Genomic DNA, 13,695 nt, shown 5'->3' with positions numbered 1-13,695 from the left:
TTGACCATTGCTACATAGAATCACCACCGGTATACTTACCGATAACAGGGTCGCTCGTTAGTTAGTCCATTTTCACGCGGCATTTGCCGCGCAGATAATCTTTACGCGCCGGAACTTTCGCCCCGGTCGAATGATACAGGGCATTTTTAGGCTCAGGACCTATTAAATCGCTTGCGGTGATAGCGAAGGATTGATTCAATGACGGCGTGAGGAGACGTCGTCATGAGTGACCTGCTCTGGTTGTCGGAGGCGCAGATGCGCCGGATCGAGCCATATTTTCCGCTATCGCACGGGGTGCCACGGGTGGACGACCGTCGGATCATCAGCGGGATCATCTTCGTGATCAGGAACGGCCTGCGGTGGCGCGATGCGCCTGCCGATTATGGCCCGCCGAAGACGATCTACAACCGCTTCATCCGGTGGAGCCGGCTCGGCGTGTTCAACAAGATCTTCGCGGCCCTCGCGGCGAAGGGCGGCAAGCCCGACCAGTTGATGATAGATGCGACCCACCTGAAAGCACACCGGACGGCGGCAAGCCTGCTCAAAAAGGGGATGTTCCCAGACGTATCGGACGCACCAAGGGCGGCCTGAACTCGAAGCTCCACACCGTCTGCGACGGCAAGGGCCGGCCGCTGGTCATGCTGCTGAGCGAGGGCCAGATGAGCGACTACAAGGGCGCTGCCCTGATGCTCGACGCCTTGCCTCCCGCCAAAGCCTTGCTCGGCGATCGAGGCTATGACGCCGACTGGTTCCGCAAAGCGCTTGCGGAGCGCAACATCACCGCCTGTATTCCCTCAAAGAAGAACCGGAAGGTGCCAATCCCGCACGACGCCGCGCTCTATCGTCAGCGCCACAAGATCGAAAACATGTTCGGCAAGCTCAAGGACTGGCGGCGCATCCACACCCGATACGACCGTTGCGCCCACACCTTCATGTCCGCCATCTGTATCGCCGCCGCCGTCATCTTCTGGCTCAATCAATGAGTCCTGAGCCTAGCTGGTGAGGGAGACGTCATGCTCGAACTACATCAAGCGGGGGCACCCTATTATCCGGACTTTTTCGGTGACGAACGTGGCAGTGCCACAGTTCCCGTGCCGATCTATCTGGTTCCGCCGAGTCCGTCCCATACAACATCCCGTGCAGAGCTGCAGCGCCTGATCAACAGCATTCCGGTCAAGATCGTGGTGGTGGATCGCGATGCCTGCATCGTGGCCATCAATGGCGCCTGCCAGCCCTATCTCCGCGCCGTTGGCCTCGACCTGCATCTCGTGGCAGGCCAGAGCTACTATGCCGTCAAGGCGCGTTTCGCCGCGCCGCCGCAGGATGCCCGCAGCGTAAGCGAACATGTCGCCGCCCTCTGTCAGCACAACACGCCCTTCAGCCAGACCCTCAGCTTCCCGCTCGCCGGGCAGGACATCCGCATGGTCGTCCATGGCGAACGCCTGCCGGGCACCGAGGATCTGTTCATCCTCAGCCATCTCGACGATGAAGATCCGGAAAGCGAAACCGCCAATCCCCGTCGCTACCACCTCTCGATGCTGCAGGCGGAGGAAGAGGAGCGCAAGCGGATCGCCCGTGAACTGCATGACGAAACGGCCCAGCAACTGGCCCTGATGCAATTCAACCTCATGACGCTGCGCAACAGCGACATGAGCCCCCAGGCCAACGACGCCTATCAGGCCATGGAAATCTCGCTCAAGGCGATCCAGGACCAGGTGCGGACGCTCAGCTATCTGCTCCATCCGCCCGAACTGGCGGAGGATGGTATCGAGGCGGCCCTCGCCCATTTCACCCGCGGCTTCGCCCGCCGGTCCGGGCTCCAGGTCGAATTTCGCTGCCTTTCGGGACCGATCAAGCGCGACCCGGACATGGAGATCGCCTTCTATCGCGTCGCGCAGGAAGCGCTGGCCAATGTCTACAAACATGCCGATGCCCGCCACGCCGTCGTCCGCCTGCGACGGACCCAGACCAGCTTCACCCTGGAAATAGAGGATGATGGCCGGGGCGTGCCCGAACATATCCTCAACGGTCAGGGCCGCGACATCGTCGGCGTCGGCCTGTCGGGCATGCGGGAGCGGGTCGCGGCCCTCGCCGGCCAGTTGGAAGTCCGCCGCACCGGCGCCGGCACGCTCGTCACCGCGACCATACCGCGCCGACGTCAATGTGACTGAACCAGCCTGATCGGCGGCGCAGGATCAGGCCCGCCCGCAGATCGCCCGCCGATCAGGGTTCGACGATATTGTTGCGCACCGCATAGCGCACCAGCTCCGCCGTCGTTCCCAGCTTCAGCTTGTGCATCGCCGCCGCGCGATGGGTCTCGACCGTCTTCACGCTAATATCCAGCAGATGGGCGATCTGCTTGTTGATCTTGCCCTCGGCGATCAGTTGAACGATCTCGCGCTCGCGCGGGGTCAGCGTGGCGACATTGCTGCCGGCCACGCTGCTCTTCACATAATGGTCGAGCAATGTTTCCGAGATCGCTGCCGAGAAATAGGGCTTACGCAGCGACAGCGCCTCGACCGCCGACTGCAGATGCTGGCCGCTGTCGGATTTGAGCACATAGCCACGCGCGCCCGCGCGCAGCACCTCGACCAGCAGATCCTCTCGATCATGCATGGTGTAGATCAATATCTCGATCCGCGGGAATTCCTGCTTGAGCGCGCGGGTCAGTTCCAGCCCGTTCATCAGCGGCAGCGAATAATCCAGGATCGCGATGTCCGGCTGGGTATCGCGCGCCGCCTTCAGCGCGTCATGCCCGTCCGATGCCTCGGCGACGATCTGCCAGCGATCCTGGGTTTCGAGGAAAGTCCGAACCCCCTGGCGCAAGGCCTGATGATCGTCGGCAATCAATATCCGCGTCAATGGCTTGCTCATCCCTTACCTCTGTCCACTCCCGATGGCGCCCATGATGAGCCCGCCTATCTTTGCGGCCCGTCCGCCTGAAACAATGGGGGTTTTCCCCCGCATCGGCCAATATTGCCCCGACAGCGCGCAAAGCCGCCAATATCCGCCTTTCCGTCGTGGCAAGCACGGGGCCTGGCAGCGGAAAATCTGCCATGTCCCGCTTTGCTTGGCGAGAGGAAAGCATGGTTATCGTGCATTTTCCTGACCTTAGCATCGATCACAGGGTTTTCTGCGATGCGAGCGTCCCCCAACCGGGTCGGGGATTATCCCGATGGCCCCACCCGCCGCGCCGATGGATGATGGCACCGGGCTTCATGGCCTTCAGGGAAAATGGGGACAGATGATGCGCAATGTGAAGACCTGCCTGCTGGGCGCTATCCTGCCGCTGGCGGGTGCGATCAACACCCCGGCGAAGGCCGTCGAGGGCGCCGCCAGCCTCTATGTTCCCGGCACCGGCGGCCCCGCGACCGCCGTGATGCCGCCGCTGGAGGGTGTCTATTTCGACGACACCATCTACATCTACAATGGCAGTGCGAACGCCAGCAAGGAATTCGTCGTCGGCGGCAATGTCGTCGCCGGCCTCGATGCAACGATCGTCGCCGACTTCCTGACCACGCTGGTCGTTCCCTCCACCAACATCCTGGGCGGCACCCTGTCCATGGGCGTGACCGTGCCGGTCGGTGCGCCAATGATCGATGCCAATGCCGTCGTCACCGGCCCGTTTGGCAATCTGCGCAGCCTCAACGTCCATGATTCCGCGCTGGTGGTCGGCGATCCGGTGTTCAACACCATGCTCGGCTGGAAGGCGGGCAAGCTCCACATCCAGGCCAGTAGCATGGTCAACATCCCGGTCGGCCATTATCGCGAGGACCAACTGGCCAATCTGGCGCTGCATCGCTGGGCGGTCGACACCTCGCTCGCGCTCAGCCTGCATGATGATGAAAGCGGCTGGGATCTGACCGGCAAGGCCGGCGTCACCTTCAACGGCAAGAATGACTATACGGAATATGACAGCGGCAACGAGTTCCACCTCGAAGGATCGGTGGAAAAGGCGCTGTCGAAGAAATTCTCCATCGGTGCCCAGGGCTATTGGCTGAAGCAGATCAGCGATGACAAGAGCAGCGGCGCCCTGCTCGGCGCCTTCCGGGGCGAGGTGGTCGGCGTCGGCGGCACCGCCGCGCTCAATGTCACCATGGGCCGCTCGCCCGCAACCTTCCGCCTGCGCGCCTTCAAGGAACTCGACGCCACCAACCGGCTGAAGGGCGAGGCCTTCTTCCTCAGCCTCAGCCTGCCGCTCTACATGAAGATGCCCCCGCAATAGCGCCGGGGCATCCCCTCTATAGCTGCCGCAGCGCCCTTGCGGGCCGCACCGACATCAGCGGGATCGATCCGGCAAGGCCAATCCCCAGCGTCAGCACCGCCCCGCCCGCCAGCGTCGCCAGCACCACGCCCCAGTCCGGCGCCCAGCCGAAACTGAACAGCTGCACCACAACATACCAGGCGGCCGCCCCGCCCAGCAGCAGCGCGACCAGCGCCAACAGGCCGGCCAAAACGCCATATTCCAGCGCCTGCGCACCCAATATCTGGCCACGCGTCGCGCCCAGCAGTTTCAGCACGACACTGTCATAGCTGCGGCTCTGCCGCCCGGCCGCGATCGCGCCGATCAGCACAGCGACACCCGCCAGCACCGTCACCGATGCCGCCGCCAGGATCGCGCCGGACATCTGATCCAGCAGGCCCGACACCTGGCTGATCACCTGGCCCACCTCGATCACCAACGCGCCGGGAAAACTCGCCAGCAGCGCGCTCGTCACCGCCTGCTCCTGGCGCTTGTCGGGCAGGCTGATCGTCGCGGTCAGGCTGTGCGGCGCCGACGCCAGCGTGCTCGGCGAAAAGACCATCACATAGTTGAAGCCCATCGTGTCCCAGTTGATCTTGCGCAGCGACGCGACCCGCGCCTCGATCTCGCGGCCCAGGATCGACACGGTGATGCGATCGCCGACCCAGATGCCGAGCGCCCTGGCCTGGTCGGCATCGAGCGACACCAATGGCGGCCCGACATAATCGCGCGACCACCAGCGTCCCTCCACGATCTCGCTCCCCTCCGGCAGGGTCGCGCTATAGGTGACGCCGCGCTCGCCGCGCAGGATCCACGCCCCTTCCGGTTTTTCCTTCAGGTCCGCGACGCGCTTGCCCGAATAGCCGGTCACCGTGCCACGCAGGATCGGCACGACATTCAGCTTCGCCGCCGGCACGCGCCTGGCCATCAGCGCACGAAACTGCGCCTCCGCCCCGGCCGGCATGTCGAGTATGAACAGGTTTGGCGCCTGTTTCGGCACGGTCCGGCCGATCTCCGCCTGGATGCTGGTCTGGATCGCCGCCAGCGTGACGAACAGGGTCAGCGCCAGCCCCAATGCCACGGTCAGCGCCGCGGTCTGCGCGCCGGGCCGATGCAGGTTGGCGAGTGCCAGCCGCAGCAGCGGCCGCCGCGCATGGGGCATGCGCCGCGCCAGCCATCGTATCCCCTGCCCCATCGCCAGCAGCAGCAACAGGGTCGCTATGATCGCGCCCAGCATGGCCGCGGCGAACATCGGCGTGCGCGCCGTCAGCAGCACGACCGCGACCAGCAGCGCGATCGCCCCGCCGACCAGTGCCAGCGTCCGTCGGTCGATCCGCCGCCGCCCGTCGACCAGGGTGCGCAGGATCGCCGCCACCGGCTCGGTGCGCGCGCGGGCCAGCGGCGGCAGGGTGAAGATCAGCGCGATCAGCAGGCCATAGGCGGCGCTCGTCACCAGCGGCAGCGGATAGAGGTGGAAGCCCGGCGCCACCGGCAGCATGTCGCCCGCCGCCCAGACCAGCAAGGGCGGCGACAGCGCGCCCGCCACCAGCCCGGCCAATATGGCCAGCCCCGCAACCACCCCGATCTGCAGCAGATAGATGCGCTGGATATCGGCCGATGTCGCCCCCAGCACCTTGAAGGTCGCCAGCGCACCGCGCTTGATCGCCAGATAGGACGCGACGCCATTGCTGACGCCGATGCCGGCGATCACCAGTGCAGCCAGGCCGATCAGCGACAGGAACTGGCCCATATTCTCGATGAAGCGGTTGGTGCCCGGCGCCGCCCGCTCGCGATCCTTATACTCCCAGCCCTGCTCGACATAGCGCTTCTCCAGCCGCTCGCGCAGCGCCTGCGCATCCGCCCCGACGGGCAGGCGCAGCCGATATTTGGCGCGGTAGAGGCTGCCCGGCTGGATCAGCCCGGTGCGGTCCAGCCCGTCCATCGACACGATCGCCACCGGCCCCAGGGTAAAGCCCTCGCCCACCCGGTCCGGCTCGTCGGCGATGATCGCCGCCACAGTAAAATCGGCCGTGCCGTAGCGCAGCCTGCCACCGACGCCGATCGCCATCCGCTCCGCCAGGGCCGGGCTGATCAGGATGTGGTCGGCGGCCAGCGGCACATAGCGTCCATGCCGCAACGCCAGCGTGCCATAGAGCGGATAGGCATCGTCCACGCCTTTCAGCTCGGTCAGCAACGGCGCCGCCGCGCCCCCACCGCCCTTATGGACCATGGCGCGCAGCCGCACCGTCTCGCTCATCCGGCCCAGCCGTGCGATCGCCTGCTGGTCGCGCGCGTCCATCACCCGCTGGGTCATGGCGATCTCGACATCGCCGCCCAGGATCATCTGCCCCCGCGCCGAAATCTCGCCGGTGATCGCGCTGGTCAGGCTGCCGATCGCCGCCAGCGTCATCACGCCCAGAAACAGGCAGACGAACAGCAGCCGCAAACCGCGGAATCCGGCATGCAGGTCGCGCCGCGCGATCCGCCAGCTTGCCCCCCATCCCAATGTCGTCACGCGGCGACCTCGCCGCTCAACTGGCCGTCCCGCATCTCGACGGTCCGGTCGCACCGCGCCGCCAGCGCCGGATCATGGGTGATGATCAGCAGGGTCGCGCCGCTCGCCTGTTGCCGGGCGAACAGCAGGTCGATGATCGCCGTGCCGGTCGCCTGATCCAGATTGCCGGTGGGTTCGTCCGCGAACAATATCGCCGGATCGGGCGCCATGGCCCGCGCGATCGCCACGCGCTGCTGCTCGCCGCCCGACAGCTGGGCGGGATAATGGGACAGGCGATGGCCCAGGCCCACCGCCTTCAATTCCTGCGCCGCCCGCGCGAACGGATCGGCCAGCCCCGCCAGTTCCAGCGGCACGGCGACATTTTCCAGCGCCGTCATCGTCGGCAACAGATGGAAGGATTGCAGGATGATGCCGATCCGCCCGCGCCGCGCCCGCGCCAGCCCATCCTCGTCGAGCGCGCGATAATTGACGCCGGCCACGCTGACCGTGCCGCCGCTCGCCTGTTCCAGCCCCGACAGGATCGCCATCAGCGATGACTTGCCCGATCCCGATGCGCCCAATATCGCCAGGCTCTCGCCCCGGCGAATATCCAGGTCGATGCCCTTCAATATCTGCGTATTGCCGAGCGAGAGGGTGACATTGCGCGCCTGGATCGCGATATGGGGGGCATCGATGGTCGCATGCATGAAGAAGGAAGGCTCCTTGGCGAACGGTTTCCGGCTATATGGGTTCTCGCTGCTGCTTGTCCAACTGCTCGCCGCCTGTTCCCCAACGAAGCAAGAGGCGCTTCCCGCCGCTGACGATGGCGCCTCGAACATGACAGCGAAGGCGACACAGCCAATCGCCGATGGCAAGCTGGTCGTCGTGTTCGGCGACAGCCTCTATGCCGGCTATAATCTTCAGCAGGATCAGGGCTTTGCACCCATTCTTGAACAAACCCTGTCAAAACAGGGGATCAAGGCCCATGTCGTCAATGCCGGCGTGTCGGGCGACACCAGCGCCGACGGCCTCGCCCGCCTCGCCTTTGGTCTCGACGGCCTGCCGCGCAAGCCCGATCTGGTCCTCGTGGGCCTGGGCGGCAACGACATGCTGCGTGGCCTCAGTCCGCAGGCGACACGGACCAATATCGACGCCATCCTGACCGAGCTCGCCAAGCGCGGCATTCCCGCGATGCTGACCGGCATGATGGCTTCGCCCAATATGGGACCGGACTATGCCGCCGCCTTCAACCCCATCTACCCCGATCTGGCGAAGAAGCATGGCGTGCCGCTCTACCCCTTCTTCCTCGACGGCGTGATCGGCCAGCGCAGCCTGCTGCTGCCCGACGGCATCCACCCCAACCCGCAAGGCGTCCAGCGCATCACCGCCAAGGTCGCGCCATTGGTGGCCGGGCAGTTGGGGGACTAGGCGGCGGGAGAAAATCGGGTGTCCGTCAAAATGGCTAAAATGGGTGTGAACAAGACATTCCTCCCCGGCACGGGGAGGGGGACCGCTCGCGTAGCGAGTGGTGGAGGGGCACAGGCCGGATAGCGCAGCGCTAAGAGGCACCTGCCCCTCCGTCAGCGCTTCGCGCTGCCACCTCCCCGTTCCGGGGAGGAATGTCCACTTCTGGTCGCTTCCTGCCCGCCCAAATTTGCGCTCGCAGTCCAGACACGCTCGTCACCCGCTAGATCAACCCCCGCACGATCCAGCCCGGCAGCGTCGCAATCGCCAGCAAAGTCCCCAATGGCACCCGGCTCTGCCCCTGCACCGCCCGGCCCAGCGCCAGCGCGACCAGCGCCCCCGCCAGCCCCAGCGAGGCGGCGATCAGCAGGATGAAGGGCAGCGCCTGCCAGCCCAGCCAGGCGCCGATCGCGCCGAGCAGCTTGGCGTCGCCCAGCCCCAGCCCTTCGCGTCCACGCAGCGCGCGATAGCCGAGCGCAATCGCCAGCAGCCCCAGATAGCCCGCCGCCGCGCCGATCACCCGGTCGACCAGCGCGACGTCGGTGGTCCAAAGCCCCAGGGTGAAGCCCAGAAAGGCCAGCGGCAGGGTCAGCGCATCAGGCAGCCAGAAATGGCGCCAGTCCAGTAGCGCCAGGGTCAGCAGCAGCCAGCCGAGCAGCGCCCAGCCGATCCCGCCCAGATCCGGCACGAAACCCAGCGCCAGCGCGCCGATGATGGCGCAGCCCGCCTCCACCCGGCCATGGAGCGGATCGATCGCCGCGCCGCAGGTCCGGCACCGGCCGCGCTGCACCAGCGCGCTCAGCATCGGCACCAGGTCGATCGGCCCCAGTAGCCGGCCACAGCCATCGCAGGCCGATCGGCCGTGCATCACGCCGCGGCCCTGCGGCCAGCGCAGGATCAGGGTGGCGAGGAAGCTGCCCGCGATCGCACCCGCGACCGCGCCGACCAGGGCCGCCCAGGGATGGATCACAACGTCCCTTCGACCTTCAGAACATAGGCGTTACCGACCGTGGCGAAGCCCGCCTGCCCCAGCGTCCCGGCCAGCGCCGGGTCGGCCGTTTCCACCCGCATTTCGGCGATATAGCGGCCCGATCGCCAGATGCGCAGGTTGATCTTTTCCATTCCCGACTGGCTGACCAGCGGCAGCAGCAGTGCATCACCATCGCAGGAGACCGTGCCCGACAGCCCCTGCGACAGGTTCAGCCCGGCAATCTGCGTCGCCATCCGCGCCCGCACCCGGCCTTCGGCATGGCCACAGACATCACCGCGATAATAGCCGCTGACATCCTCCATCATCAGCCCGCTGACCGGCAGCGGCGCGAAGGTGCGGCCCAGCGGCACCGAACCGGTCACGTCATCTATGCCGATCCGGTCGAACCCGACGGTCAGCGCCCCTTGGACGTCGTCGGGCTGGCCGCGATGCCGGGCGATGTCGAACCGCGCCCGGCCGACCAGCAACGATAGCGGCGACAGGCCGGCGCGCACCGACCCCATCGGCATTTCACCCAGCATCAACTGGTCGATCCGCCCGCTCCACACGCTGCCGCGTATCTCGCGCGCGGCCAGGCCCAGCCCGTCAAGCTGCGCCAGCCCCAACGCCACCCGCATCGGAATGAAGAGGATCAGGCCGAATATGAACAGCGCGATCAGGATGATGCGCATCCGGCGCGACAGGATCAGCCCCTTCATTGGCCGCCTCCCCGCACCAGCACCGCCTGCACCGACACGCTGCCCGCCGTCGGCGAGGGCCGCGCGCTTATCGTCTCGACGCGCAGCCCCTGCGCCTCCAGCCCCGCGATCCAGCTCATCATCGCCACCGGTCGGACCGAGGCGATGGCGATTTCCATCCGGTCATTGCCCTGCGGCTGCGCCCGTTCCAGCGTCAGCCCGGCCTCGCCCGCGCTCTGGCCGACAAATTGTTCGATCGGAATGGCCGGGCCGGTCGGCGCGGGCCTGCGCGGCAGATGCTTCAGCAGCTTCACCTTGGCGCGGATCGCCGCGTTGCGATCGGTTGCTTCGCGCAGGGCTTCGCGGGCGGAACGCTGCGCGTGGGTCAGCGGCCGGGCCACGCCCAGCCACAATATCACCACCGCCAGCAGCGCGAACATCACGCCCAGCATCCATTGCTCGCGCGGCGACCGCTCGATCCAATAGGCTTTCATCCTGTCCATCATGACCGCACCGTAATATCTGCCAGCGTGCGCCCGCCCGGATCCTGGGACGGGGTCGCCGTGATCGTGTAACCGGCCGCCTGCAGCGCCAGCAGCACGATGTTGATGTCATCCGCCTTGGCGGCGGCCAGCGTCGCGCGCAGCATGCCGTCGGGATCGCGCGACAGCGACGTCAGCGACACGCCCGGTGCATCCTGCATCGCGCTCATCAGGCCCGCGACCGGCGCGGTGAAGGCATAGGCGCCGGCTCCGCGCGCGGCGAGTTGCCGGTCCATCTCCGCCTCGACCTGCATCACGTCGCTCGCCTCGGGCAACACCTGCCGCGCCAGCGCCAGGCTCTCGCCATCAACCTGGCTGGCGGCGACATTCTGCCGCACCAGGGTCACCAGGCTGATGAGCAGGCTCGCCAGCAGGATCAGGCCGCACCAGATCGCGATCCGGCCCAGCGCCCGCGTATCGATCTGCCGCCGCACCCGCTTGGCGAAATCACCCTGGCGCAGGTCGATCGGCGGCGCATCGAGTGCGGCAACCAGCCGCGCTTCGATCTCGTCCGCCCCAACCTCCCGCACCGGCGCATCGCTGATCAGTTCAGGCAGCGCCATATCGGCGGTCAGCGCCATGTCAGGGCCGCGCAATACGGACACCCCACAAATCATTCCGGATACGAAACTATCATCACTTTCCGGCAACAGCAGCGCCGCCGGCACGATGATGTCGGGGTCCAGCCCATGATGCTGCGCCCAGAGCAGCCAATGCTGCATGTCACTGCGCGCCGCGACCGCCACGATATGCGGGCGGGCGGGATCGTCATTCTCGTCCGCGGCGGCAAACAGCTGGTCGGACGGCAAGATGGCGCCGGCCAGCGCGCCCAGCCGCGCCGCCGCCCGCCCCTGCCGCGCTGGCAGGTCGGGATGCGACACCCAGTGCAGCGCCACCAGCGCGGCCGGCGGCACCAGCATCACCCGCGCCTTGTCGGGCAGCGCGACAAGACCACAGGCGGCCAGCCAGTTGGCGCCTGCGCCGGTCTGGACGATCGCGCCATCCACCACCCGCATCCAGGTCGGCGCGTCCTCCGCCCCCTCGGGCAGCGCAATGATCAGGGCATCGGCCGAACTCATGCGCCCACCCCCCAATCGCGCCGCACCAGCCGGATCGGCGGTTGCCGGGCATCGATCAGCCCGCGCTCCACCACTTGCGTTCCCCCTACATTCACCGACACGTCCACTCTGAAAAATCCCGTCGTCAACTTGACCTGCTCGGCCACCTCGGTGAGCGGACTGAGCCCGACCAGAGAGGGTGCCTGCCAGAATTGCGGTATGCTGCCGTAGCCTTCCGCCGGCCGTTGCGCCAGCAATTGCCGTGCCTGCGCCACGCTCAACTGCCCCGGCAGCAGCATCGCGAACAAGGGCGCCTGATCGGGCAGCAAGGTATTGATATTGATCGGCGACATGTCCGACACCGGCAGCGCGCAGACCCAGGGCCGGACCAGATCATAGACCGCCGGCGTGATGCCGTTTACCGCCCGCAATTCGCTGGCGTCGACCATGAAGCGGTTGGCAGTGCGATAGGGCCGCGCCGCACGGGCATAGGTCTCGTCCTCGGCGCCGCCCGGCTGGGGCACGCTGTCGGTATCGATCCAGTCGGCGAGCGAGGCGGCCGCGACCTGCGCCTGGCGCACATCGACGCCCAGCGCCTGCAACAGCGCCTGGAATTGCGAAACCGCCACCGGGCGCACCTTCAGGCTGTTCTCGTTGTTGCCGGCGACCACGCTGTTGAGGTTGAAGCAGTTGCTGCCATCGGTCACCCGCGCCGTCGCCATGCCGCCGGGCACCGGGATCGCCTGCGGCGTGCCCATCCAGTTGCCCGCCAGCGTCGTCTTGCCGGGGCTGGCCGCGACCAGATCGCCGATCTTGAGGCGCGCGATCACCATGCCGGCATCGGCAAAGGCCCGCCCCTGATCGACCGCGCCGCCATTGCCGGTCATCCGCGTCGCCAGCGCCACCCGCTCCAGCGCCGTGGCCGCCACCACCGCCATCACCGCGACCAGCAGCAAGACGGTCAGCAGCGCGGCGCCGCGCTCCTCAGGACGGTTGGGATCAGGCCGCCGCATTGGCCGCCTCCTGATCGTCAAGCGGCGCTTCCTTGGGACCGGGCGCCACCAGGAAGCGCAGCGTGACCGGCGGCTCGCCGTTGCGTTTGACCACCATTTCCACCGCGCGCGGCATCAGGTCGGGCTGGCCCGGCGTCCACTCCTCGCGCCACTCGCCCTCCCCATCGCGGAAGCGCAGCGTCACCTCCTCGACATGGTCGAGCAGCGCCGCCGGCTCGTCGCCCGCCGCCCCGTCGATCTGGGCATAGCCGCGCCGTTCCAACCGGCCCTGCCGCACCCAATATTCGACCTTCTGCAAGGACGGCCGGGGCAGGTCGCCCAGATTATCCCATCCGCCGCGCACGAACTGCATCACCGGCTGTTCTTCGCCATCGCGATGCGCCCAGAAGGCCGGGGCCAGCGTCCCCGCCTCGGTGCGGCTGATGCGCGGCACCGCTTGGCCAAGATCGGCCGACAGCGCGCCCGCCGCCCGCTGGATCGCCGCCATGTCGTCCAGCCGCGCCTTGACCTGCGCCTGCGCCGACACGCTGTTGCCCAGCAGCAGCACGCCCGCCGCCGCCAGCATCGCAAAAATCATCAGCGCGACGAGCAGCTCGATCAGCGTGAAGCCGTGTTCGGCGGAACGCCTCAAAGACGTGAAGCCTTGTTCACCCTGTGGCTTCTCCGGCCTCATCACTCCACCTCCCGCAGGAAGCTGAGCACCACAGGCGAGGCGCCCGGCTGGCCATCGACCACCAGATCGACCTGCAACAGGCGCTTGTCCTCGGTCGCCTTGACGGTGCGGGTCCAGTGCCAGCGGCGACCGCCATTCTCGACCTCGCCATCCTCCTCGCCGACCGAGGGCGGGGCGACATCGCTCTGCACCTCGACCATCAGGTTGCGAGCGACGATCTGGCCCAGCGCCTTGCTGTCGAGATCCGCGGCGGTGCGCAGCGTCACCCCCTGCAACCGCACCAGCGCCAAAGCCGCCAGGCTGAACACCGCCAGCGCAACCAGCATTTCGAGCAGCGTGAAGCCGTGTTCGGCGGAACGCCTCAAAGACGTGAAGCCCTGTTGGGCGGAACGGCTCCCCCTCTCACTGCCGTCATCCCGGACTTGATCCGGGATCCATTCGGCGTTCTCTCGCCCGGCGTGGAGCCCTGTTGGGCGGAACGCTTCAAAGCGCAGCGCCGAATGGATCCTGACTTTCGTCAGAATGACGGAAGAAAAGGAC

The 13,695-nt window shown here is 66.8% G+C and carries 14 protein-coding genes; 4 read left to right on the top strand and 10 right to left on the bottom strand.

Annotation, left to right across the window (positions count from 1 at the left end):
• The first annotated feature begins 222 nt into the window (after positions 1-222).
• Positions 223-983, top strand: a protein-coding gene (locus tag BRX37_RS05445) for an IS5 family transposase (protein WP_125985834.1) whose coding sequence is annotated in 2 segments (ribosomal slippage) — positions 223-556 and positions 556-983 — 762 coding nt in all. Because the reading frame shifts where the segments join, the coding sequence is not laid out codon by codon here.
• A gap of 30 nt (positions 984-1,013) precedes the next feature.
• Positions 1,014-2,171, top strand: coding sequence for a sensor histidine kinase (locus BRX37_RS05440; protein ID WP_125985833.1), 1,158 nt, complete (start codon positions 1,014-1,016; stop codon positions 2,169-2,171).
• Positions 2,172-2,223: 52 nt separating this feature from the next.
• On the opposite strand, the gene BRX37_RS05435 is transcribed toward BRX37_RS05440, so the two are convergent.
• Positions 2,224-2,874, bottom strand: coding sequence for a response regulator (locus tag BRX37_RS05435; protein WP_004207433.1), 651 nt, complete (start codon positions 2,872-2,874; stop codon positions 2,224-2,226).
• A 301-nt stretch (positions 2,875-3,175) separates the two neighbouring features.
• Between BRX37_RS05435 and BRX37_RS05430 the strand changes: the two genes are divergently transcribed.
• Positions 3,176-4,225, top strand: coding sequence for a SphA family protein (locus BRX37_RS05430; protein ID WP_125985832.1), 1,050 nt, complete (start codon positions 3,176-3,178; stop codon positions 4,223-4,225).
• Between the two features lie 16 nt (positions 4,226-4,241).
• On the opposite strand, the gene BRX37_RS05425 is transcribed toward BRX37_RS05430, so the two are convergent.
• Together BRX37_RS05425 and BRX37_RS05420 are read right to left on the bottom strand one after the other, a co-directional pair.
• Positions 4,242-6,758, bottom strand: a complete 2,517-nt coding sequence (locus BRX37_RS05425; RefSeq protein WP_125985831.1) for an ABC transporter permease — start codon at positions 6,756-6,758, stop codon at positions 4,242-4,244.
• Positions 6,755-7,444, bottom strand: a complete 690-nt coding sequence (locus BRX37_RS05420; RefSeq protein WP_125985830.1) for an ABC transporter ATP-binding protein — start codon at positions 7,442-7,444, stop codon at positions 6,755-6,757. Before BRX37_RS05420 ends, BRX37_RS05425 begins: the two co-directional genes overlap by 4 nt.
• Between BRX37_RS05420 and BRX37_RS05415 the strand changes: the two genes are divergently transcribed.
• The gene (locus tag BRX37_RS05415; protein ID WP_125985894.1) at positions 7,443-8,165 is read left to right on the top strand and encodes an arylesterase; all 723 of its coding nucleotides are present in this window, start codon (positions 7,443-7,445) and stop codon (positions 8,163-8,165) included. The two genes, BRX37_RS05420 and BRX37_RS05415, sit on opposite strands and share 2 nt — an antisense overlap.
• A gap of 259 nt (positions 8,166-8,424) precedes the next feature.
• On the opposite strand, the gene BRX37_RS05410 is transcribed toward BRX37_RS05415, so the two are convergent.
• The 7 genes from BRX37_RS05410 to gspI are packed head-to-tail and all read right to left on the bottom strand — an operon-like array spanning position 8,425 to position 13,520.
• A complete protein-coding gene (locus tag BRX37_RS05410) occupies positions 8,425-9,171 on the bottom strand; it encodes a prepilin peptidase (protein WP_125985829.1) in 747 nt (248 codons plus the stop codon).
• Positions 9,168-9,890 carry a type II secretion system protein N gene (locus tag BRX37_RS05405; protein WP_125985828.1) on the bottom strand — a complete coding sequence of 241 codons (723 nt, stop codon included), beginning with the start codon at positions 9,888-9,890 and terminating at the stop codon, positions 9,168-9,170. The genes BRX37_RS05410 and BRX37_RS05405 overlap by 4 nt, the downstream gene beginning before the upstream one ends.
• Complete coding sequence (gspM, locus tag BRX37_RS05400; RefSeq protein ID WP_125985827.1) at positions 9,887-10,375, bottom strand: type II secretion system protein GspM; 489 nt, start codon at positions 10,373-10,375, stop codon at positions 9,887-9,889. The genes BRX37_RS05405 and gspM overlap by 4 nt, the downstream gene beginning before the upstream one ends.
• Positions 10,372-11,490 (bottom strand): type II secretion system protein GspL, encoded by a 1,119-nt coding sequence (gspL, locus tag BRX37_RS05395; RefSeq protein ID WP_125985826.1) that lies wholly within the window; start codon positions 11,488-11,490, stop codon positions 10,372-10,374. The genes gspM and gspL overlap by 4 nt, the downstream gene beginning before the upstream one ends.
• A complete protein-coding gene (gene gspK / locus BRX37_RS05390) occupies positions 11,487-12,482 on the bottom strand; it encodes a type II secretion system minor pseudopilin GspK (protein ID WP_037520364.1) in 996 nt (331 codons plus the stop codon). Before gspK ends, gspL begins: the two co-directional genes overlap by 4 nt.
• Complete coding sequence (gene gspJ / locus BRX37_RS05385; protein WP_125985825.1) at positions 12,469-13,155, bottom strand: type II secretion system minor pseudopilin GspJ; 687 nt, start codon at positions 13,153-13,155, stop codon at positions 12,469-12,471. The genes gspK and gspJ overlap by 14 nt, the downstream gene beginning before the upstream one ends.
• A complete protein-coding gene (gene gspI, locus BRX37_RS05380) occupies positions 13,155-13,520 on the bottom strand; it encodes a type II secretion system minor pseudopilin GspI (RefSeq protein ID WP_318276613.1) in 366 nt (121 codons plus the stop codon). Before gspI ends, gspJ begins: the two co-directional genes overlap by 1 nt.
• Between the last annotated feature and the right edge of the window lie 175 nt (positions 13,521-13,695).

It is taken from the genome of Sphingomonas sp. S-NIH.Pt3_0716 (assembly GCF_003950715.1).
GTDB classification, from domain to species: domain Bacteria; phylum Pseudomonadota; class Alphaproteobacteria; order Sphingomonadales; family Sphingomonadaceae; genus Sphingobium; species Sphingobium yanoikuyae_A.
The sequence above is the reverse complement of the archived record's forward strand: the minus strand, read 5'-3'. Positions and strand labels throughout refer to the sequence as shown.

Excerpts from the sequence above, each read along its gene's own strand:
- BRX37_RS05435 (WP_004207433.1), bottom strand. The coding sequence starts at position 2,874 with ATGAGCAAGCCATTGACGCGGATATTGATTGCCGACGATCATCAGGCC.
- BRX37_RS05440 (WP_125985833.1), top strand. The coding sequence starts at position 1,014 with ATGCTCGAACTACATCAAGCGGGGGCACCCTATTATCCGGACTTTTTC.
- gspL (WP_125985826.1), bottom strand. The coding sequence starts at position 11,490 with ATGAGTTCGGCCGATGCCCTGATCATTGCGCTGCCCGAGGGGGCGGAG.
- BRX37_RS05405 (WP_125985828.1), bottom strand. The coding sequence starts at position 9,890 with ATGAAGGGGCTGATCCTGTCGCGCCGGATGCGCATCATCCTGATCGCG.
- gspK (WP_037520364.1), bottom strand. The coding sequence starts at position 12,482 with ATGCGGCGGCCTGATCCCAACCGTCCTGAGGAGCGCGGCGCCGCGCTG.
- gspJ (WP_125985825.1), bottom strand. The coding sequence starts at position 13,155 with ATGAGGCCGGAGAAGCCACAGGGTGAACAAGGCTTCACGTCTTTGAGG.
- BRX37_RS05430 (WP_125985832.1), top strand. The coding sequence starts at position 3,176 with ATGGCCCCACCCGCCGCGCCGATGGATGATGGCACCGGGCTTCATGGC.
- BRX37_RS05420 (WP_125985830.1), bottom strand. The coding sequence starts at position 7,444 with ATGCATGCGACCATCGATGCCCCCCATATCGCGATCCAGGCGCGCAAT.
- gspM (WP_125985827.1), bottom strand. The coding sequence starts at position 10,375 with ATGATGGACAGGATGAAAGCCTATTGGATCGAGCGGTCGCCGCGCGAG.
- BRX37_RS05415 (WP_125985894.1), top strand. The coding sequence starts at position 7,443 with ATGAAGAAGGAAGGCTCCTTGGCGAACGGTTTCCGGCTATATGGGTTC.